At 58.4% G+C, this 20,029-nt stretch carries 15 protein-coding genes and 3 pseudogenes; 10 read left to right on the top strand and 8 right to left on the bottom strand.

Translation table 11 applies throughout. The annotated features are described in order from the left end of the window. Window positions 1-181: 181 nt before the first annotated feature. The 5 genes from N2600_RS25330 to N2600_RS25350 all read right to left on the bottom strand — a co-directional run bounded on the left by N2600_RS25330 (window position 182) and on the right by N2600_RS25350 (window position 5,778). Window positions 182-1,273 carry a Gfo/Idh/MocA family protein gene (locus N2600_RS25330; RefSeq protein ID WP_260299246.1) on the bottom strand — a complete coding sequence of 364 codons (1,092 nt, stop codon included), beginning with the start codon at window positions 1,271-1,273 and terminating at the stop codon, window positions 182-184. A 121-nt stretch (window positions 1,274-1,394) separates the two neighbouring features. After that, complete coding sequence (locus tag N2600_RS25335) at window positions 1,395-2,174, bottom strand: ATP-binding cassette domain-containing protein (protein ID WP_027664439.1); 780 nt, start codon at window positions 2,172-2,174, stop codon at window positions 1,395-1,397. After that, window positions 2,174-3,286, bottom strand: coding sequence for an ABC transporter permease (locus N2600_RS25340; RefSeq protein WP_222281281.1), 1,113 nt, complete (start codon window positions 3,284-3,286; stop codon window positions 2,174-2,176). Before N2600_RS25340 ends, N2600_RS25335 begins: the two co-directional genes overlap by 1 nt. Window positions 3,287-3,359: 73 nt before the next feature. Further along, window positions 3,360-4,313 carry a sugar ABC transporter substrate-binding protein gene (locus tag N2600_RS25345; RefSeq protein WP_222281280.1) on the bottom strand — a complete coding sequence of 318 codons (954 nt, stop codon included), beginning with the start codon at window positions 4,311-4,313 and terminating at the stop codon, window positions 3,360-3,362. A 550-nt stretch (window positions 4,314-4,863) separates the two neighbouring features. Then, window positions 4,864-5,778 carry a LysR family transcriptional regulator gene (locus N2600_RS25350; RefSeq protein WP_222281279.1) on the bottom strand — a complete coding sequence of 305 codons (915 nt, stop codon included), beginning with the start codon at window positions 5,776-5,778 and terminating at the stop codon, window positions 4,864-4,866. Window positions 5,779-5,912: 134 nt separating this feature from the next. Here N2600_RS25350 and N2600_RS25355 point away from each other — a divergent pair, with 134 nt between their 5' ends. From N2600_RS25355 to N2600_RS25375, 5 genes are all read left to right on the top strand, one after another. After that, on the top strand, window positions 5,913-6,821 hold the full coding sequence (locus N2600_RS25355; RefSeq protein ID WP_260299247.1) for a LysR family transcriptional regulator: 909 nt from the start codon (window positions 5,913-5,915) through the stop codon (window positions 6,819-6,821). A gap of 562 nt (window positions 6,822-7,383) precedes the next feature. Beyond that, the gene (locus tag N2600_RS25360) at window positions 7,384-8,457 is read left to right on the top strand and encodes a zinc-binding dehydrogenase (RefSeq protein WP_222281277.1); all 1,074 of its coding nucleotides are present in this window, start codon (window positions 7,384-7,386) and stop codon (window positions 8,455-8,457) included. A 166-nt stretch (window positions 8,458-8,623) separates the two neighbouring features. Next, complete coding sequence (locus tag N2600_RS25365) at window positions 8,624-9,049, top strand: RrF2 family transcriptional regulator (RefSeq protein ID WP_222281276.1); 426 nt, start codon at window positions 8,624-8,626, stop codon at window positions 9,047-9,049. A 75-nt stretch (window positions 9,050-9,124) separates the two neighbouring features. Then, the gene (locus tag N2600_RS25370; RefSeq protein WP_260299248.1) at window positions 9,125-9,868 is read left to right on the top strand and encodes an SDR family oxidoreductase; all 744 of its coding nucleotides are present in this window, start codon (window positions 9,125-9,127) and stop codon (window positions 9,866-9,868) included. A 224-nt stretch (window positions 9,869-10,092) separates the two neighbouring features. Next, window positions 10,093-11,214, top strand: coding sequence for a metallophosphoesterase (locus N2600_RS25375; RefSeq protein ID WP_222281274.1), 1,122 nt, complete (start codon window positions 10,093-10,095; stop codon window positions 11,212-11,214). A 281-nt stretch (window positions 11,215-11,495) separates the two neighbouring features. Here N2600_RS25375 and N2600_RS34635 read toward each other — a convergent pair. Both N2600_RS34635 and N2600_RS34640 read right to left on the bottom strand, forming a co-directional pair. Continuing rightward, window positions 11,496-12,027 (bottom strand): annotated as a pseudogene (locus N2600_RS34635) (DUF4143 domain-containing protein). A 71-nt stretch (window positions 12,028-12,098) separates the two neighbouring features. After that, window positions 12,099-12,656 carry an ATP-binding protein gene (locus N2600_RS34640; protein WP_445944949.1) on the bottom strand — a complete coding sequence of 186 codons (558 nt, stop codon included), beginning with the start codon at window positions 12,654-12,656 and terminating at the stop codon, window positions 12,099-12,101. A gap of 277 nt (window positions 12,657-12,933) precedes the next feature. Between N2600_RS34640 and N2600_RS25385 the strand changes: the two are divergent. Further along, a pseudogene (locus N2600_RS25385) lies at window positions 12,934-13,454 on the top strand (methyltransferase); the annotation flags it as partial. A gap of 166 nt (window positions 13,455-13,620) precedes the next feature. Here the strand turns inward: N2600_RS25385 and N2600_RS25390 are convergent. Next, complete coding sequence (locus N2600_RS25390) at window positions 13,621-15,495, bottom strand: HAMP domain-containing methyl-accepting chemotaxis protein (RefSeq protein ID WP_162115842.1); 1,875 nt, start codon at window positions 15,493-15,495, stop codon at window positions 13,621-13,623. Window positions 15,496-15,908: 413 nt separating this feature from the next. Here N2600_RS25390 and N2600_RS25395 point away from each other — a divergent pair. From N2600_RS25395 to N2600_RS25410, 4 genes and pseudogenes are all read left to right on the top strand, one after another. After that, window positions 15,909-16,247: pseudogene (locus N2600_RS25395) on the top strand (4'-phosphopantetheinyl transferase family protein); the annotation flags it as partial. 423 nt (window positions 16,248-16,670) lie between these two features. Then, entirely contained in the window at window positions 16,671-17,414 is a 744-nt protein-coding gene (locus tag N2600_RS25400; RefSeq protein ID WP_003550551.1) for a FadR/GntR family transcriptional regulator, read from the top strand. Beyond that, on the top strand, window positions 17,398-18,996 hold the full coding sequence (locus N2600_RS25405) for an ABC transporter substrate-binding protein (RefSeq protein WP_260299249.1): 1,599 nt from the start codon (window positions 17,398-17,400) through the stop codon (window positions 18,994-18,996). Before N2600_RS25400 ends, N2600_RS25405 begins: the two co-directional genes overlap by 17 nt. Window positions 18,997-19,067: 71 nt before the next feature. Next, the gene (locus N2600_RS25410) at window positions 19,068-20,027 is read left to right on the top strand and encodes an ABC transporter permease (protein ID WP_260299250.1); all 960 of its coding nucleotides are present in this window, start codon (window positions 19,068-19,070) and stop codon (window positions 20,025-20,027) included. The last annotated feature ends 2 nt before the right edge of the window (window positions 20,028-20,029 follow it).

Consider the following 20,029-nt stretch of genomic DNA (forward strand, 5'->3'; position numbering starts at 1 on the left):
TGGGAGGACGCGAACTAGAGAGGTCTCAAGACGAAGTCGAAGTTGGTTTCCCATTTCATCGTCCCGCCGGAGATCGGCATGAAATCGACTTGAGAAGGCAACGCCGATCAGGGCGCTACGCACCATGCCTTCGCGCCACACAAACCCGAGATCGGGGACCTTGGGTTCGCATTAGTTGGACTCAGACGGCGACGTCCACTTCGGCGCCGGAAAGAGAGGACGACTTGAACAGGGCCTCGAGCAGCTGGTTCACATTGTGGGCCTGCGTCGCCGAAACGACTGAGGCCGAGCCAGACCTGAGCGACCCGACGAAAGCTGCCGCCTCCCGATCGAAGTAGATCGGGTTGCCGATCTCGGCGATCTCCGGCGAGTACACGGTCTTTTTGGTGGCCCAGATTTCCGGAAAGCTCGTCTCGCACCATTCTGTCCAGCCCTGCTGGAACCCGTTCTTGCCACTGTCATATATCTTGTAGGACGAGGGTAGCGGACAAGAGTGCATGATACCCTCCGTTCCGTAGGCCGAAAGATCCCAGCTTTCGGTCCAGGACAGAGGATCCCACGACATGAAGTCGACGGTCACGAGCTTGTCACAGTAGTTCAGAATCGCGCCGGCGGCGTCCTCGCGGGAGTCGCTCCCGAATGCCGACTCGAATTTCGTGATCCGCGCATTCACGCTTTGGGGCACTCCGAAGTGAAGCAGAATGCGATCGATCAGGTGGCAGGCAATAACGAACATTGCGCCGCCAATATCCCCGGGCTGGTTCATGTGCGGCGTGGCGGCTTCATTGTGCGAGCAGCCCGCATGCGCCCTCACCTGCAGCACCTTGCCGAGCCGGCCGCTCGAAAGAACCTCCTGCATCTTGTCCACCGAAGGAGCAAAACGCCAGCAGTAACCAACCTGGAACAGTCCGCCCGTGCGCTCAACGGCCTCGACGATCCGGGCCGTATCTGCAGATCCCCGGCCCGCCGGCTTCTCGCACAACACGGCCTTGCCGGCCTCAAGCGCCTCGATGGCCAGGTTGGCCATGCTGAGGCTCTTTGAATGCACCAGCACCGCGTGGACGTTGGGATCGGAGAGGATCGCTTCCTTTGTTCTGGCTTCCAGCCCGAGAGCGTCGACGAAGGGGGCGAGCAACGGACTGTCGTCGTACGCTCCCATCAACCGAGCACCGGGCATGCGCTGAAATGCCTTCACGCGTCCTGAGGTGTGCGGGTGCGTAATACCCAGGCAAGCGATACCAAATTCGACGTTTTCGCCGATCGCGTAGGTCATTTCATTCTCCCAAACCTTGTTGAACCACGCCCGACGAGTGACGAGCGATGTCATCAAACTCGTCAGCATTGTCTCGACCGCATGGTGTTTTCCCTACGGCCGAGCCATTCGATCGGGAACGCTACACCGTCTTTCCGAGCGAGGCTTCGAGCTCGGCGAGCTCCTGCCCGCCTGCCATCAGGCTTTGAAGCTCCTCGGAGGAAATATGGCCGCGATCGGCCGTGCCGAGGGTCTTGCCGCGATTGAGGACGGTAAAGCGATCGCCGACAGCAAGGGCATGTCGGACGTTGTGGGTGATGAACACCACCCCTACCCCCTTCTTCCGCACACGGTCGATGGTCGACAGGACATTGGCCGTCTGACGCACGCCCAGGGCGGATGTCGGTTCATCCAATATGAGAACCTTGGCGCCGAAATAGACCGCGCGAGCGATTGCCACCGTCTGGCGCTCGCCGCCCGAGAGCGTCCCGACGGATTGTCCGGGCTCACGCAGGTTGATGCCCATTTCGCGCATCTGTTCGAACGTGATTGCATCGGCCTTCTTGAAGTCGATCCGCTTGAACGGGCCAAAGCCGGTTTCGGGTTCACGGCCAAGCCAGAAGTTGCGGCTCACGCTCATCAGCGGGATCATTGCCAAGTCCTGGTAGACTGTTGCGATTCCCGCCGCCAGCGCCGCCCGGGGGCTGGTGAAGTGGACCGGCTCGCCTTGGATTTTCATCTCGCCGTGCGTGGGAGCATGTACACCGGACATCGTCTTAATGAATGTCGACTTGCCCGCGCCATTGTCGCCGAGCAGGCAGTGACACTCGCCTGCCTTGACATCGAAGGACACGCCCGAGAGGGCAATAATGTGACCGAAGTGCTTCTGGATATCGGTCATTTCAAGAATTGGTGCGGACATCATCGCTCTCCGGTGATCGCGCGGCGGATGTAAGTGTTGGCGATAACGGCGGCGAGGAGGATCGATCCGAGGAATACCCGGAACAGGGAACTCTCGACATTGGTGAAGAACAGACCCTGCTGCACGACGCCGAAGATGACGGCTCCTAGCGCTGCGCCAACGACGGAGCCATACCCGCCCGTCAACAAGGCGCCCCCAATGACCACACAAATGATTGCCTCGAACTCCTTCATCATGCCCCGGTCGGAGGCAGCCGAGCCGAACTCCACCGCCTGGGAAATTCCCAAGAGCGTGGCGCACAACGCCGCAACGATGAACATCGCCACCTTCACGCGGGCGACAGGTACGCCGATATAACGTGCAGCCTGCGGGTCGCCGCCGGCCGCGTAGATCCAGTTGCCGAACCTGGTCCTTGTGAGCACCCACTGACCGACGATCACCATGACGATAGCCCAGATGATCAACATCGGGATGCCGTCAACGATCGGCTGTCCCATTCGGGTACCGCGGGTATAGGTCGCAATCCACCCCTGCTGGCCGAGCCATGAGAACAGCCCTCCAAGCGCCTTGCCGCCAAAGAACCAGGCGATGGGATCGCCAACGGCGATATCGGCAATTCCCGACACCACCGGCTGCCTATTGAAGGTGATAGCGCTCCAGATCGTCATACCGCGCAAGATGAACATAAAGGCAAGCGTGACGATGAATGATGGCAGGCCGGTGCGGATGACCAGCAGGCCATTGATCGCCCCAATCAGACCGCAAGCAAGTACCGTGACGCCGATGGCCGCCCAAGCAGGCAAGCCGACGTAGATAACCAGCAGACCGAAGACCATACCGGAGAAGCCGACCATCGAACCGAGCGAGAGATCGAACTCGCCGGTAATCATCAGCAGCGAGACACCGACAGCGAGGACGACGAATTGCGCCGAAACGGTGCTCCAGTTCATGATCCCGTCGATGGCAAACATTTGCGTGTTGCCCGCAAGGATGAGGAAGAATGCGAACACCGCAATGGTGCCGCCCATGGCCCCGAGTTCCGGGCGGACGAGCGCCCGTCGGAGAGTTGACGTCTGTTTAACGCGCTCGTCAGCGCTGATTGTCGTGCTCATTGCGATCACCTGAAACTGTCGTAAGGGCCAAACGGAAGCGGCGATCGCCGCTTCCGTCCGGGAGGTCGTCCGCTTACCGGTATTTGCCGGCAAGCGACTGGACGAGAGCCAGATTGTCCTTCGTCACGAAGCCGGGTCCGGACAACACCGAGTTCGCCTGCAGGACGCCGTAGCGAAGGTCGTTGGTGAGGGTGATCACCGGCAGATAGCCCTGAAGGAACGGCTGCTGGTCGATGGCGAAGTTGATGACGCCATCCTTGATCGCCTGCGAGATCTCCGGCGTGAGATCGAATGTCGCGAAGAAGATCGTGCCGGCCAAACCGGTATCCTTGAGCGCCTTGATGGTAGGCAGGGCAGTCATCGGCCCAAGGGTCAGAACGGCGCCCGTATCCGCATGATTGGAAAGATACGCCTTTACACGGTTGGCGATTTCGGTCGCGTCGGTGCCCGAGTCGATCATCTGTCCGCCGAGTGGCACACCCAGGCCGGCCGCAAAGCCCTCGCAACGCTGCTGCCCTGCGACGTTGGGGAAGAGACTGTTGACGCAGAGGAACGACGTGGTGCCCGCAGCCTTCGCGCGCTCACCGGCTCCCTTGCCGGCGTCGAATTCGGGCTGTCCGACATGAAGCAGGGCGCCGAGCTTCTTGGATTCTTCTGCCGTACCGGTGTTCATCGTGACAACAGGGATGCCCTTGGCAACCGCGTCTTCGATGGCGCCACCGACCGTCTCGACATCGGGAATAGTGACGATGATCCCGTCAGGCTTCTCGGCGGTGGTCTGCTGGATGATGCGCACCATGTCGGCCAGGTCGCCGGTCGGCGGGTTGCGGAAGGTCACGGTCGCGCCGACTTCTTTTGCTGCCAGGCTGGCACCGTTCTTCACGGTGTTCCAGAACGTCTCGCTGTCGGGCGAATGATGGATGAGAACGTATTTCTCCCCATCCGCCAGGGCAGTTCCGACGAAGCCCAGAGTGGCCGAGACAGCCAAACCGGCAAGCAACGCCGCCTTTAATACACGATTGTTCATATTTTCCTCCTCATGGTGACCAAGAGCGGTCTGCTTGGCAGCTGGCCGGGTGCGGCTGCACCACCGTCTTCTCTCTCCAACTCCGAGCCAATGTTATGCATTTTTGTCTACTCGGGATGAACCAGGGGCAGAACAAAACAGTATTGCAGTAGCTGCAAAAATCTTACGGTGATTGTACCGGCGGCCGTGACATTGGCGGGACCTTCGAGGCGACTGGATCGCGCCCTAACGCATGTCGCCAGTTCACCAACGGCATCGTAAAGTTAACAAACCCCGGCCAAGGATGGGAAAGGTTTGCGGGAGTTAAGCGGCTTGAAGGCGCATAATGTCGCGCCAAATCTGCATAGCCACGTCTCGTAGCTCTCGATGGTGAACTGAAGCGATATCCTAGCAGCGAATGCGGAAAATGTTGGCGATCGGATCATGGACCGGACGAAACGCTAAAGCTGTCGCGGTGACCTGAAGCGCTTCAAACGGCGACGGGTCTACAGCACGGCAATTGCCAAGCTGTTATCGTCCCAAGGATGGCGAGCTTATTCATCCGACGAACCTAAGCCGTCCATTTGGCCTCGTAGTCGCTGTTCTTAAACTCCCTGACCAAAAAGTCGATGAATAGGCGGGTCTTGGCAGGAAGGTGGTGACGGGTCGGATAGGCGATATTCATGGTCAGCCGCGGCAGATCCCAGTCGTCCATCACTCGCACCAGCCTACCCGACTCTAAATCATCATTTATGATGTAGGTCGGCTGAGCCAGAATCCCGAGGCCGTCCAAAGCGGCCTTACGTATGATCTGGCCTTCGTTCGAGTTGAGTACGCCGTTGACCGGCTTTGTGATGGTTTCGCCATTCTTCTTGAAGGTGAGATGGTTCCAATTGTCGGCCAACGTGTAGAGGAGCAAGTCGTGCTCGGCGAGCTGATCGGGATTGAGTGGCGCGCCACGCTTTGCCAAGTACTCGGGCGACGCTGCAAGCAGTCGCCTGGTTTCAGCGAGGCGGCGGATGGTGACCGACGAATCTGCCTCCACGCGACGCGTACGAATCGCCAGGTCGACCCCGTTTTCGATCAAATCATAATACCGATTGGAAACCAGTACCTCGACCCTCACCTTAGGATAGGCTCGAGTGAACGCTGGAATGAGCGGGCTGAGGTGCAATAGGCAGAACGACATCGAAGCGCTTATCCGCAGCAACCCGCTTGGACTCAACGCGCCTTCGCTGACGCTCGCTTCCGCATCGAGCATCCCCGCCACCAGCTCCTTGCCGCGTTGATAGTACAGTTCCCCTTCGCTGGTCAGACTTAGATGTCGAGTGGTCCGTTGCACCAGCCGAGCGTTGAGACGCTCCTCGAGAGATTGCAGGCTTCTGCTCGCGGCCGAGACTGACATGTCCAACGCGTCCGCGGCCCTAGTGATACTGCCACACTCCGCGATCTGTATGAAGACTTCGATCTCTGTGAGACGATCCATGGCCCGACATTCTTGCGTTGAGCGCGAAGACCATTGCGATGTTCGACTTTTCTTGCGCGTGCGCTATAGCTTAATGTAACCTTGCTGGAACAGAAGGGTTTCAATTTCTCCAGTATGTGGAGTGAAAGTTTACAATGACCCAGATCGACCAGTTGAATGGAGTTATTGCATTTCTGCACTCCGCAGAAACTCTCAGCTTCACGGCGGCGGCCGCCAAATTGGGTATTACGAAGTCTGCGGTCGGCAAAAGCGTGACGAAGCTTGAAGAGCGCTTGGGTATCAAACTGCTGCACCGGAGCACACGGCGGTTGAGTCTAACTCCCGATGGTGAAGCCTATTATGCGAGCGTGCGACATGCGCTTGGGGAAATAGCAGCGGCGGAGACAACGCTGCTCTCAAAAAGCCAGGTGATTTCAGGACGATTGCGGATCGACGCTCCCGCAGCGTTCGGACGGCAGATTCTCATGCCTTTGCTGCTGGATTTTTCCAGAGCCTACACGGGTCTGACGCTGTCCCTCTCGTTTAACGACAAGATCGTCGATCCCGTCGAAGAGGGTGTCGACCTCACAATCCGGTTCGGTGAAACTCGCGACTGCACCGGGCTAATATCCAAGAAGCTTACTGAGCAACCTTCCGTCGTTGTAGCGTCGTCCTCATACTTAGCAGCACGGGGAACACCTCAAAGCGTCGCCGATCTTCAACAACACGATTGCATCTGCGGCTTCGGAGGCAATTCAGCAAGCTGGCGCATCAAGGGTTCAGACGGCGCTGCGGTTCGATATTTGCCCCCTGTCAGTCACCAGTTCGGTGACGGAGAGGCGATCGTGCAGGCGGCGTTGGCTGGTCTGGGGCTCTGCCAAATGCCCCGTTCGCTCGTGCGGGCGCATTTGGAGAAGGGAACTTTGACGTCAGTTCTGCAGCAGATCGCAGATGTTCCAGTGTCCGTCTACGCCATCTGGCCGGTGACGCGCCATCTGCTGCCGCGGGTTCGAACCGTCGTGGATTTCCTGGCGGAGAAAGGGCGACAAGGAGCCCTTGACTGAACAGGGCCTTGGGAAATGAGCCTCTGGACATCGCGCAGCGTTCGACCAGCGCTGGTGCTCCTTCAACGCCAATCTCGACGACCTTGTTTGGGAATTTGCCTCAGCATGTTCATGTCACGGCTTATCAACTCCAATGCGGCCGGCCATACCCCTGCTTGATCCCGTCAGCACCCTAATCATGAACGCCAACAGTGGCAACGTAGACGCAGGGATGGTCGCGGGCGTATTTGTAAAACGCGACGGGCCGCTTGTTGCACATTGACACCAAGTTGCTGAGCGCGAGGTTGGAAGCTTCTGATAAGCGCCTACCCGCGGCTTTCAGCCAGATTCGCACCGCGCAATCTCCCGCCTGAATCTTTTGCATGCGCCGGGAAAGTGTTTTCCGGTTTGGGCTCTTATTTGCTGGTTTAGCATTTGTATTATCCAAACACCGGGATGGAGGGCGGAGCGCATTAGCGGTCTCGACATCTGTCAACCGAAAGTTTCCAGGCGGTTCTGAAGGCACTTGCCAACGCGCGCAAAAGTCTGGCCCGAAGACCCAGAAAGTCGAGAGGATTTGGCGGTGAAGGCTATACGCTACTACGGGAAACATGATGTCCGAGTGGAGGAGGCTGCCGAGCCCGCGTCACCCCAGTTTGGCCAGGTCATCGTAGAGCCGACCTTTTGTGGCATCTGCGGGACCGATCTGCACGAGTTCGAATCCGGTCCGATCTTCACTCCCAAGTCGCCCAACGGCTATAGCGGGGCCATCCTCCCTCAAATCCTGGGCCACGAATTCGCGGCGCGAGTCGTCTCCATCGGCCCTGGTGTGGAGACGCTGAAGCCTGGAGACCGCGTGTCAATCCAGCCGCAGATCGGCCCAAGACTCGACTATTTCGGGACCCGCAACCTGTCGTTCCTGGGGCCTCAGGCTTCCGTCGTCGGACTGAGCTGGCCTTGGGGCGGCATGGCGAAGCGCGCCATCGTCCACGAATACAACGCCATCCGCATGCCTGACGACGTGACGGACCAGCAAGGCGCGCTCGTCGAGCCGGCGGCGGTAGCCGTCCATGCCATTGACCGATCAGGGCTGACGCCTGGGGGTACCCTTCTTATAACGGGCGCGGGTCCGATCGGCGCGCTGGTGGTCCTCGCGGCTGTCGCCGCAGGTGTGACGCGGATTTTCGTCAGCGAGCCGAATGCCAACCGTCGTGCGCGCATCGCGGCGCTTTCGATCGACGTCACGGTGCTCGATCCTAGTTCCCCGGACTTCATGTCCACGATCAGGGACGGGACGGAGGAGGGCGTCGGAGTAGACGCGGCGATTGAGTGCGCGGGCCATCCCCGCGCCTTGCAGACTTGCCTTCAGGCCGTCCGCGCCCAGGGCACCGTCGTTCAGGTCGGGCTAATGGGCGGCCCCGCCGAGATCAGTCCGTTCGAACTGACGATGCGGGACATCACTCTACGGGGATCGCTGAATTACCCGCTGACCATCTGGCCCCGAATTTTCGAGATGATGAGGACCGGCCTCTATCCAGCCGAGAAGATCGTCGATGACGAAATCGCCATGGATGACGTCGTCGACAAGGGCTTCCGAGAACTCCTGGACCCGAACGGGGGCAAAATGAAGATACTCGTGTCGATGCAGTCCGCCTGAGGCAGCGGACTTCTTTCCAAAGGAAAGATCGAAATTCCGCGATGAGGGAATCCTCGCGTGGATGTCGGCTGCCCATAGTTTCGAAAGTGCTACATAAGCTCGCATGGAAAAGCCTTGCCGTCGCGCAGCTCTTGCATCCATACGGATACTAATATAGTATCTGAAAATGGCTTCAGTAAACACTCAATTTTCGATTGCCGTCCACGTCATGGCGGCAATCGCACATCACGAAGGAGTTTTCGCGTCGGAGGTTCTCGCACGCAGCGTGAATGCGAACCCGGTTTTCGTTAAAAGAATCCTCGTTAAACTCTCGAAGGCGAAGCTCGCGAAGACGACTGTTGGCAAGTCGGGAGGTTATGGCTTGGCACGAAGCTCCAATAAGATTTCGCTCCTAGACATCTACCTGGCGGTAAACCCTCCAGATGCTTTTGCCATCCATGCTTATCCCGTGAGCAAGGAGTGTATTATCAGCTCTAACATCAAGGAAGTCATGGGCGACGTGCTGGTTGGCACTGAGGAGGCCGTCCATGGCCATCTCAGACGGACGACGTTGGCGGATGTGGTATCGAAAATCAGAGCCAAGGCCAGTTAGCTTTTTGCCCTGATTTTTTTGCCCATAATAGATACGTTCATAGTAACCAATGCCGATCAAAAAAAGGACCACGAAATGACGCAACTGAACGAAAAATCTCCTGTGATTACCGGTGGCGCTACCGGAACTGGGCCAGCCGCTACAAAGCAGGGCAAGGATGCGCCCACCGCCGTTCTCATCGGTGTGACCGGAGGACTTGGTCACGCGCTGGCTAAGCTCCTGGCGGCCGAGGGCTTCCGGTTGGTGCTCGCGGCTCGGAGCGACAACGACGCCGCTAAGCTGACCGGCCGGAACGATGGTTCGGCGATTTACCAGCGCGCGGACGTCACCGATCCGGCGAGCATGGGGAAGCTGGCGGCAGTGGCCTTCGAGCACCTCGGCCGGGTCGATGCGGTGGTGAACCTTGCGGGCATCTCGCCGCGCAAAGCTATTGAGGAATACACTTTGGCCGATATCGACGATCTGTTCGCGATCAACGTTAAGGGGCCTATGTTCGTGACGCGGGCCTTCCTGCCTGGACTGCGCAAGCAAGCCGGTAACGCAGTGGTTGTCCACGTCGGCGGTGCCATGGACGGCCGGGTGGCGCTGCCGTTTATGAGTTCCTATGCCGCGAGCCGCGGCGCGCTGGCGAGCTATGTGCAAAGCGCCAACCGCGAACTTGCCGGGACCAACGTAATGCTTTCCTTCTTTGGGCCTGTTCCCTCCAACACCGAGGCCGAGTCGCCTTTCTTCGACATGTGGAGCAAGCTGGGCGTCGACCTTATGCGAACCCGACCAGGTCGCGCGCGAGATCCTCGCCACCATCCGCGAACGTCGTAAAGTCCACGTCATGGGCGGCGGGACGCTCAAAATGCTTACGCTCGCGAACGCCATATCGCCGTCCATTGCCGACGCAATGGGCCTGCGAAAATTTGGCAAGCTCATGCAGCAGTATCGTCCACGCTGATCGGGCCTGAACATTGCGACGAACGCGTCGCCTGCCACCCCTAGGGCTGACAGTACTTACAAGCTGTGGTGACAGCCCACCCAGATGAAAGCATCTGATGTTCCACCTCGTTTTCGGAATTCCCTGGCTGGTCGTCGTGGTACGATTCATTCAGCCACTGCCATGGATTTGGTCGGCAAAGGCATCCCTGGCGATCCTCTTGTTGGTAGCCTCGCAATTTCATCTGGTTAGTCGTCTCTCTTCCGGCTCGGTCTTCGACCCAGAGTTTCCGCGCCCTTTGGCCATTGCTTTCAATGTCCTTTTCGGCGCGATCGTGTTGCTAGCAGTGTTTCAGATTGCGCTAGATGTGGTCTCACTCGCGATCATCCCATTCAAGGGAGGCTTCCCCTCTGCCCCGGCAGGTCTGCGATATGCCATCGGAGTTTTGGCCCTTGGCCTGTCAGCGTACGGTGTCAACCAGGCAATCAGAGTGCCACCGCTAAACGACATAGAAATTGCCATCGCTGGATTGTCTCCCGAATTTGATGGCTATCGGCTGATTCAGTTGACTGACCTTCACATCAGCCGTCTGTTCCCAGCCGCATGGACTAAAGAGGTCGTATCGAGGACCAATGCGCTCAATGCGGACCTGATCGTCATCACCGGGGACTTCATCGACGGTGACGTGGCTCACCGCAAAGACGATGTCGCACCGCTTTGGGGTTTGAGGGCACGTGACGGTGTCTACGCAATTCCGGGGAACCACGAATATTTCTTCGATTACCAAGAATGGATGCGCCACCTCCAGATGTTGGACATGCGGATGCTGTCTAACAGCCACGTAGTCCTCAGGAGAGGCAATGCCGAGATCGTACTGGCGGGTGTGACCGACTTGTCGGCCCGCGGGCACAGCGCTCCACCGCCGGACCTCGCGGCGGCAATCAAGGGAGCTCCTGCGAACACCCCCATCCTATTGCTCGATCACCAGCCGATGATGGCCGAAAAAGCGGCCGCCTCTGGTGTGGCGATTCAGCTGTCGGGGCATACACATGGTGGCATGATTCTCGGCCTCGACCGCTTGATCGCGCGCGCCAATGGAGGCTTTGTTTCGGGTCGATACCAAATCGGAGCCATGACGTTGTACGTAAACAACGGAACAGGCCTGTGGCCCGGATTCGCATTAAGGCTCGGCGCTCCATCGGAACTAACCAGAATCACCCTCCGGGCGATAACCAAGTGATTAGCAAGCATACCTGTCTGTAACATCGTTTATACGGAAAACGACCCGGACCGTGTGGAAACACAAACCAAACTCGCTGCATAGAATGCAATTTCATAGAATTCTGACTTTCAATGATCTGGCCGCCTTGAAGGGAATCGAACCTGCGGCCCATTTTCATCGACACCGTCGGAATTTCAGGAATGCTCGCGTCTGGAGATTGAAGCGAAATTCCCAGGCGTTAATGCCACAACGCCGAAATTGGCACGGCTGATAGGCGTTCGCCGAATGGAACCACCTTGTTACGATCGTACAAGACAATGCCTGAAACAAATTGTTCTCCACATGCCTCGGCCAAAATTCGCAATGCGGAAAAATCGGAACTCGAGACGGATGCTGCCGCTTTTATCTCGATCGACAACCCTCCCTCTTCTGTCTTCGATGACGATATCGACTTCGTTCTGTTGCTTGTCACGAAAATGCGAAAGCTCGAAGCGGGTATGCCCGCCGCTGGCGAGTTTTAGGATCTCCCCAAACACGAAAGTCTCCAGCAATGCTCCGAACTGACCCCTGTCGTCGCGCAGGCGGTCGAGAGAGAGGTCCCGAAGACACGCGAGCAGACCAGAATCGAGGAAATGTATTTTCGGTATTTTGGTCAGGCGTTTCAGTTTGGTTGGAAAACCAGGGCTGCACAGTTCGAGCGAGGAACAGGCTCTCGAAGATGCCGACATATTTTTGCGTTGTGATGTGGTTCATACCGATGGCCGCACCAATTCCGGAATAGTTCACGAGCTGACCCGAATGCTGTGCCAGAATGCGTAGCAGGCGCGGCATTTGAGCAATCTGCTCGATTTGCGCGACATCGCGAACGTCGCGTTGAACGATCGCCTGGATATTATCGCATACTAGTCCTGTCTGCGGCTCAGGGTTTTACGGCCCAATGCCTCGGGATATCCACCGGCCAACACCGCCGCCATCAGGTCGTCTCCGGCGATTGGTTCTCCGGCTTTGGCTTCGTTTTGAAAGGCGTCGCGCAGGAAGCTGCTGTCGGCTGTCCTGATCTCGCTTTGCGCAAGCGGTAGCAATCGTACGACCTCCATGCGCCCCGCAAGCGAGTCTGCCACGCGTGGCAACGTCATTAGATTGGCTGAACCGGTCAGGAGGAAACGCCCTGGGCGCTGGTCGGTATCCGCGCTTTCCTTGATGGCCAACAACAACTCGGGAGCGCGCTGAATTTCATCGATGATGGCGCGATCCATACCTCTTACAAAGTCAACTGGATCCTGTCGCGCTGCGTCCAGGGTCGTCGCATTGTCCAGCGTGCAATACTCCATCCCTTTGTTGGCCATCTTCTTGGCCAACGTTGTTTTTCCTGATTGTCGGGGACCGACGATCAGTACGACTCGCGTGTCTGACATGGCATCGGCAACGCGTTGCTCGACGAGTCTTGGATACAGCGCCACAGCTTCATTCCTTTAATGACTGTTTTGAAACTACGGTGATGACCGATTGAAAGTCAGGGCGTGACCAATTGAAATCCACATGGCGGCCGATTGAAACGAGAAACCAAAAGTCGGTAGCATGCCAGATTGCGGCCTGAGGTAGGCGAGAGGCCACGCAGGCGCTGCTGAAGCTTTCGCGGCGGTCACCGGAACTGACCTGGCTGATCCTCAACGGAGGGGTACCTGATCAGGAGAGAAGCGAAAGCAAATTTGTGTATATCTCCATCGCACCGCAAAGCCGACCGGGGTGCGCATCCTCCGCTACTATCTCGTGGTTCATGGCTTCCTGACCAAGGAGGGCGAACAGTACCGAATGACGCCCTCGACCAGAATTTTCCTCGATCGCAGTTCGCCGGCCTTATATGGGCTCTGCCGTCGAGTTCGTCGCGGCACCCGAAATTCTCGATAATTTTATGCGCCATCCGGCCGCTGTCGTGCGCAATGGCGGTTCGGCCGGACTAGCAAACCTTTCGGCGGACAATCCAGTCTGGTTGAAGTTTGCGCGTGGCATGGGCTGCTTCACGAGTCTCAGCGCCAAATACTGGCTGACGAAATCTCCGGCTGGCCGAGCGCTCCCAAAAGATGTTGGACATCGCTGCAGGTCCAGGCGTCTTCGGGATCGAAATCGCGAAGGCCTTTCCAACGGCGGAGATCGTCGCCGTCGACTGGGCCGCAGTGTTGGAGCTGTCGAGGCAGAATTCGGAAAAAGCCGGCATGGCTGACCGGTATCGGACGATAGCCGGCAGTGCTTTCGATGTCGCGACTACCAGGACAAAACAGACCCAGGGCCACATACTGGATCAACGCGGTAATCAGAAACCAACCCGTCGGCATCGAAATCGCTCTGGCCAGTGCTCAAGGAACGAACGCGACTGGAACCGCCGGCAGGGTTGTCTCATGTCCCTGATCTGAAGTCGGCTACGCCTTATCTTTGCGTCACGCGCCGCGAAGCGACCAAGTGGATAGGCCCGTTGCCTTCAAAGGTCCGTCCGCTGCGCTGCCCGTCCGCGCTTTTGTCTCCGTCCAATTGAAACTGGTTGACCAGATCCCGCAGGCGGCCTGCCTCGGAGGACAATGAGGCTACGGCAGCCGTCGACTGCTCAACCATCGCCGCATTTTGCTGGGTCGCTTGGTCCATCTGATTGACGGCCGTGTTGATCTCAGCAAGTCCCGTCGACTGCTCACGCGCCGATGTGGCAATCGCATCCATGAGTTGGTTGATCTGCACGACATACTCACCGATCGACTTGAGCGACGTTCCCGTTTCGAGAACCAGTTTTACGCCATTTTCCACATCAGTTGATGACTTTTGAATAAAGCCTTTGATTTCCTTGGCCGCTTGAGCTGCGCGCTGGGCAAGCTCACGGACTTCCTGTGCGACCACTGCAAAACCTTTGCCCGCCTCACCCGCACGGGCAGCTTCAACGCCGGCATTCAATGCCAGGAGGTTCGTCTGGAAGGCGATTTCATCGATTGCACTAATGATGTTCGAAATCTGCTGTGAACTGTCTTCGATGCGTCGCATGGCCTGTTCCGCCTGCGAGACGACAGTTGCCGACCGCTGAGCGCTGATATCGGCTTCCTTGGCGACGTTGCGCGCCTCGTCGGTGCGTTTGGTCGACATCGTCACATTCGACGTGATCTCATCCAGGGCTGCGGCCGTCTCCTCGAGAGAGGCTGCCTGTTGTTCGGTACGCTTGGACAGATCCTGCGCGGCAGATGCAATTTCACCGGTACCATTATCGATGCTGTGCACCGTCTCGAGCACGGCGCCGATCGTCGCACCCAGTTGCCGGAGCGAGGCGTTGAAGTCTCCGCGCAACGCTTCATACTCGGCCGAAAATTGCTCTGAAAGCTGGAAGGATATGTCGCCTGCTGCAAGCCGCCGGAGACCTTCGCCCAATGTCGTGGTCGCGAAGCGCAATTGTTCCGCCTCGCGTTCAACGCGCTGCTGGGCTGCGGCGCGCGTTGCCTCGCTCTCTCTGCGGGATTCGGCCGCTTCCTTCTCGAGCCTGACGACATTGAGGGCATTCTGGCGGAAGATTTCAACCGCACCGGCCATTTCGCCGACTTCATCGGCGCGACCGGCATAGGGAATATCACTGTCAAGATCGCCACCCGACAAGCGCCTCATGGCGGAGGCAATGTCTCGGATTGGGTTGGCGATGCCTGATATCGCAAAGAAGATGCCGGCTATGGCAAGAAGCACGGCCAGCCCTGCGATCGCGGCTGTCAGCAGGAAGGCGGATTGCGCGGAATCACCGCTCGCGGTCACAAAGCCTTCGGCCTGTTTGAGAATGAAAGCGACTAGATCCGCCACTGCCTTGTTCACCAGCTCGGCTTGCGGCTCCATATTTTCCTTAAAGAGGCGGATAGCTTCAGGCGTCTTCGCGTCATTCTCAAACGCGATCATTTGCTCTGCCAGGGCACGATATTTGGCGAGTTCCGGCTTGATCTGATTGATCAGTTCGCGCCCACGCTCCGTGCGGACACCCTTTTCGTATTCGGCGACAACCGTGTCCAGCTCAACGCCAGCCGCATCGATCTCTTGCTGGCCGGCCTTTTTTTGCTCCGCCGTGTCCACGAGAAGGTATTGTCCATAGACTAATTTCAGGTCGAGGAAGTTATCCTTGATCTCGCGAGCCGTCACCAGCCGCTGCATCCAGAAGGTCCCGATCTGCTCGGTATTGGCACGAAGCGTCGAAATCGTGGTCAGCGAGATATAGGACAGGCCCACCATGAACAGACTGATGACCGACAGCTTTAAGATCAGGGCTTGCTTGATACTCGGGCGTTTCATGCGGGTCTCCTCCAAGGTACTACGACGACCGGCGTGCCGGCTGATGTAAAATTTCGCACCGGATTCAATAATTTAGTATTAACTAAACAATGATCCCGCTTTATTTCCTCAGATCTGCCAAGCAGATCCATACTTACGCGATCAAATAAGCGCACCGCGACTTTAAGTTCCTTGAATCTGAGGAATATGACACGTGTCGCGAGCGGAAAATAACCCGGTGTTAGTCTCGATAACAGGCTGAATCGGTCGACATCGACCAGAATCGGCACCTCCGGTCATTTCGCCATTGAGAAGCGTTGGAATGCCAATCGCCACAGCAAATGCCGATCAGCTCACGCAGCTGTCCTGCCAAGTGCGAGCTCGGCAAGCAGCTGCATGCTTGCAATTCGATCTACCGAACACATACCGGGTCGATGCAGCAACCAGTAAATCAACCTGCCGAGATTGAAATCGCGCTCTGGCAGTATTCCGGAACGAAGGCGACTGGGACCGACGGATGCAGCCGCTTTCATCGGATGAACGGGAGCGCGCATCGACCTACCGATTTGATCGGGATGGGGCTCCCTTCATCGCCGGCCGGTATCTCCTGCGGCGGCTGTTGAGCATGCATGCTCGGATATCGCCGAGTGGGCTGCTGTTGTCCCCGGACAACCACGGCAGGCTGAGGCTTAAGGGGCGTGAGAGGCCACAGTTCAGCCTCACCAATGCCGATGGGCTCCGTAGCGGTCGCTGTGGCTTTTGGATGTGATCACTGGGTTGCCCCTGCGCGCGGTGGCGGGTGTGCGCTGGTTTCGCCAACGGGCCAAGCAGAAAGCGTCTCGGCAAACAGCAGCCGGTATCTGCCTTAATGGCGCCCGTCCGGTAGCGGACAGGCTTCGCCGCAGCCGCCGACGCCCGGCAGATTATAGCTCAGGCACGCACGAATTCGAGCTCGCGGCGACAGGATGGTCAGCGATCAAGGTCGGGCGCTGGAGCACTCCGTTTGTCTCCAATGCCGTGCCTTACCACCGGTACTTCAGGGTGCCGGTCATGTTGCGGCCCTGGCCGAGATAGCAGAAGCCCTCTTCGCAAAGTCGGGCTCGATGTCGGCGTTTCTAAGCCTGACCATTTGACAGATATCCTACAAGTCGATATGTAACATGCATCTTATCGATGATGCGGAAAAGTGACCGGGCATGACATTGAAATCGATGAAGCCGCTGACGCGCGCCCCGCTGTTGCATGTCTCCGTGCAGGAAAGTCTTCGAGCCTATATCGACGACAATGGCCTTGCGCCCGGAACCCTGCTTCCGGCTGAGGGAGAACTCGCCACTCAGCTCGGCGTCAGCCGCAATTCGCTGAGGGAAGGCATAAAGGCATTGGAATCGCTCGGCGTGCTGGAGACGCGGCGCGGCGTCGGCATCTTCGTGAAGGCCTTTTCCTTCGAGCCGCTTCTCGACAACCTCGCTTACGGCCTCGGCGGCGCCCTGCGGCAGATCGAGGAGGTCCTCGAAATCCGGCGCACGCTGGAAGTGGGATTGATCGGCAAAACCATTGACGTGATCGGCGAGGAGGACATCGCCGAGTTGCGAGCCACCGTCAATCGGATGCGCGCCCATGCCGAGAGGGGCGAAACCTTTGCGGAAGATGACCAGCTGTTCCACCGACTGCTGTTTCGCTGCCAGGACAATGAAACGCTAGTGCGGTTGATCGATGTCTTCTGGCTCGCCTTCTACAAGGCGTCGGATTTCGTCAACCTTGAAAATGCCGATCCGATGGCGACGTGGCGCGACCATGCCGCCATCGTCGATGCGATCGAGGCAAAAGATCTGGAGGAGGCGCGCAGACGCCTGGATCGTCACTACGAGGGCATTGCCCGGGTGATTGCCAACAACAAGACAAGTTCAAACGTGGGAGGAACACATGAAAAGACTGTCTAGATTATCCGTTATCGCGCTTGGTGCCCTGCTGTCGACGGCTGCCGTTCCGGCTCTTGTCGTTTCGGGGGGTGCAGCTGAGGCTCAGGCAGCCACGCTGTCGGGCGGCTTCGATGTCGGCCCCGGCGGCTTCCAGGGCAACTTCAATCCGCTCGCCGCGACCGCCGGCTTCACCTGGCTCAGCGTCTACTACGAACCGCTGATCACCTATGATGAGAAGCTGCAGAAGGTCGTCGGCGCGCTGGCAAGCTCCTACGAGGTCAGCTCGGACCAGATGACCTACACGTTCAAGCTGGTGGACGCCAAATGGCATGACGGCAAACCGTTCACCGCCAAGGACGTGAAGTTCACAATGGGCCTTGCGATGGATGCGAAAACCGGCTCGGTGCTCGCCGCCCGGCTGAAGGGCATATCATCGGTCGAGACGCCGGATGAGCACACAGTTGTCATCAAGCTCAGCGCCCCCAGCAGCAGTTTTCCCGACACGGTGACCAAGGTGATGATGCTGCCCGAGCACGCGCTCTCCTCGATTCCGGCCGACCAGCTGGCGAAGAACACCTGGTGGTCCACGGCCCCGATCGGCACCGGTCCGTTCAAATTCACCAAATACGTTTCGGATCAATATGTCGAACTTGCCGCAAACATCGATTATCGCGGTGGCAAACCCGCCCTGGAACGTATCATCAATCGCTATTTCGCCAACCCGGCCGCAGCGATTGCGGCGCTGAGAGCCGGCGAAATCCAGTTCACCTATGTCGATTCCAACGACGTGCCGACCTTCAAGGACAACAAGGATTTCAAGGTCATCGAAGGCAACTCTTTCGTCGTTAACTATCTCGGCTTCAACCACGATTCCCCGCTCTGGAAAGACGTGCGCGTCCGCCAGGCGGTGATGTACGCGATCAATCGCGATGCCATCATCCAGAGCCTCTATGGCGGTGCGGCCAAGCCAGCCAATTGCGCCTATGTCGCCGACCAGCTAATACCCAAGGGCATCGACACCTATGCCTACGATCCTGAGAAGGCCAAGCAACTGCTGACCGAAGCCGGCTGGGACCAGATCAATGGCGCCAAGCCGATCACCCTTCTGACCTATTACACCACGCCGCTGGCAACCAACGTGCTTGCCGCAGTCCAGGCGATGCTTGCCCAGGTCGGCATCAACATCGTCCCGCGCGCCGTCGATGCGCCGACCTATAATAGCATCGTGCTCAATGCGACGCCGGACATTGCCCAGTTCCAGATGGTTTATGCCGGGCTGCAGAACGGGCCGGATGCCGGAAGCATCAATGTCGGCCTCAACGAGAAGCAGATCCCTCCGGCCGGGCCGAATGTCGCCAGGGTTCGCATGCCTGACCTCACCAAGGCGCTCGATAGTGCCTTGGCCGAGCCAGATAGCACCAAGCGAGAAGCCGCCTACCGGGACGTCTGCAAGGTGATGAACACCAATCTGCCCTGGGCGACGCTCTGGGTGGCAAACCGCTACGGCATCGTCTCGACCAAGGTGAAGGATTTCGTCTGGACGCCGGCGCCGGGCGGCGGCCCCTACCAGGCCAACCCGCAGAAATGGTCGATCGCCGAATAGGCGTTTTCCGGGAAAGCCTCGAGGGTGGCCTCGGCCACCCTCACAAGACGGCCTGACAAGACGGATTGCCGATGCTCCAATACAGTCTCAGACGCCTGATCATAGGAATAGGCATGCTCGTCGCGCTGAGCATGCTGATCTTCCTGTTGCTGCGCCTGACGCCCGGCGATCCGATCGATGCCTATATCGATCCAAACCTGCCGATGTCGCCGTCAGACCTTGCCGATCTGCGCCGAAGCCTCGGGCTCGATCAACCTTTGCCCGTGCAATATCTCGGCTGGTTGCAGCAGGCGCTGACCGGCAATCTCGGCTATTCGATCAAGCGTCTCGATCAGCCGGTTCTAGGCTTGGTGCTGTCACGGATCGGCCCGACAGTGCTGTTGATGGGCACCGCACTTGCCTTTGCCATCGTCGCAGGCATCACCTTCGGGGTGATCGGCGCCGTCCGCCGCAATTCGCTGGCCGATGTCTCCCTGTCGGTGGTTGCGCTTGCGGGGATTTCCAGCCCTGCCTTCCTCAGCGCGCTGATCGGCCTTTATATCTTCTCCGTGCGCCTGCACTGGATGCCATCCGGCGGCATGCTGACGCCGGGCGAGGAATTCTCGGTGGGCGATCTTCTCCACCATCTGATCCTGCCGGCGGCACTTCTGTCTGTTGCGCAGGCCGCATTGATCATGCGTTACATGCGCGCTTCGCTGCTCGAAGTCCTGAACCAGGATTACGTGCGCACCGCCCGCGCCAAAGGCGTTCGCGAGTTCTGGGTCATCAGCAAGCATGCCTTGCGCAATGCGCTTCTTCCGATTGTGACGCTGATCGGCTCCACCATCGGGCTTGCCATCGGCGGCGCCATCTTCATCGAGAGCGTCTTCAACTGGCCGGGCATGGGGCTTTTGCTCGTCGATGCCGTGCAGACCCGCGACTACCCCGTCATCATGGGGGCGACGCTCGTCATCGGCGCCTGCGTTATCGCCGTCAATCTTCTGACCGATATCACCTATGCGGTCGTCGACCCGCGCATCAAGGTGGGCTGACC

It is taken from the genome of Rhizobium sp. WSM1274 (assembly GCF_025200775.1).
GTDB lineage: Bacteria > Pseudomonadota > Alphaproteobacteria > Rhizobiales > Rhizobiaceae > Rhizobium > Rhizobium leguminosarum_I.

What these genes read in the sequence shown, in the direction of transcription:
- N2600_RS25330 (WP_260299246.1), bottom strand. Translation starts at nt 1,273, where the DNA reads ATGACCTACGCGATCGGCGAAAACGTCGAATTTGGTATCGCTTGCCTG.
- N2600_RS25335 (WP_027664439.1), bottom strand. Translation starts at nt 2,174, where the DNA reads ATGTCCGCACCAATTCTTGAAATGACCGATATCCAGAAGCACTTCGGT.
- N2600_RS25340 (WP_222281281.1), bottom strand. Translation starts at nt 3,286, where the DNA reads ATGAGCACGACAATCAGCGCTGACGAGCGCGTTAAACAGACGTCAACT.
- N2600_RS25345 (WP_222281280.1), bottom strand. Translation starts at nt 4,313, where the DNA reads ATGAACAATCGTGTATTAAAGGCGGCGTTGCTTGCCGGTTTGGCTGTC.
- N2600_RS25350 (WP_222281279.1), bottom strand. Translation starts at nt 5,778, where the DNA reads ATGGATCGTCTCACAGAGATCGAAGTCTTCATACAGATCGCGGAGTGT.
- N2600_RS25355 (WP_260299247.1), top strand. Translation starts at nt 5,913, where the DNA reads ATGACCCAGATCGACCAGTTGAATGGAGTTATTGCATTTCTGCACTCC.
- N2600_RS25365 (WP_222281276.1), top strand. Translation starts at nt 8,624, where the DNA reads ATGGCTTCAGTAAACACTCAATTTTCGATTGCCGTCCACGTCATGGCG.
- N2600_RS25370 (WP_260299248.1), top strand. Translation starts at nt 9,125, where the DNA reads ATGACGCAACTGAACGAAAAATCTCCTGTGATTACCGGTGGCGCTACC.
- N2600_RS25375 (WP_222281274.1), top strand. Translation starts at nt 10,093, where the DNA reads ATGTTCCACCTCGTTTTCGGAATTCCCTGGCTGGTCGTCGTGGTACGA.
- N2600_RS25390 (WP_162115842.1), bottom strand. Translation starts at nt 15,495, where the DNA reads ATGAAACGCCCGAGTATCAAGCAAGCCCTGATCTTAAAGCTGTCGGTC.
- N2600_RS25400 (WP_003550551.1), top strand. Translation starts at nt 16,671, where the DNA reads ATGACATTGAAATCGATGAAGCCGCTGACGCGCGCCCCGCTGTTGCAT.
- N2600_RS25405 (WP_260299249.1), top strand. Translation starts at nt 17,398, where the DNA reads ATGAAAAGACTGTCTAGATTATCCGTTATCGCGCTTGGTGCCCTGCTG.
- N2600_RS25410 (WP_260299250.1), top strand. Translation starts at nt 19,068, where the DNA reads ATGCTCCAATACAGTCTCAGACGCCTGATCATAGGAATAGGCATGCTC.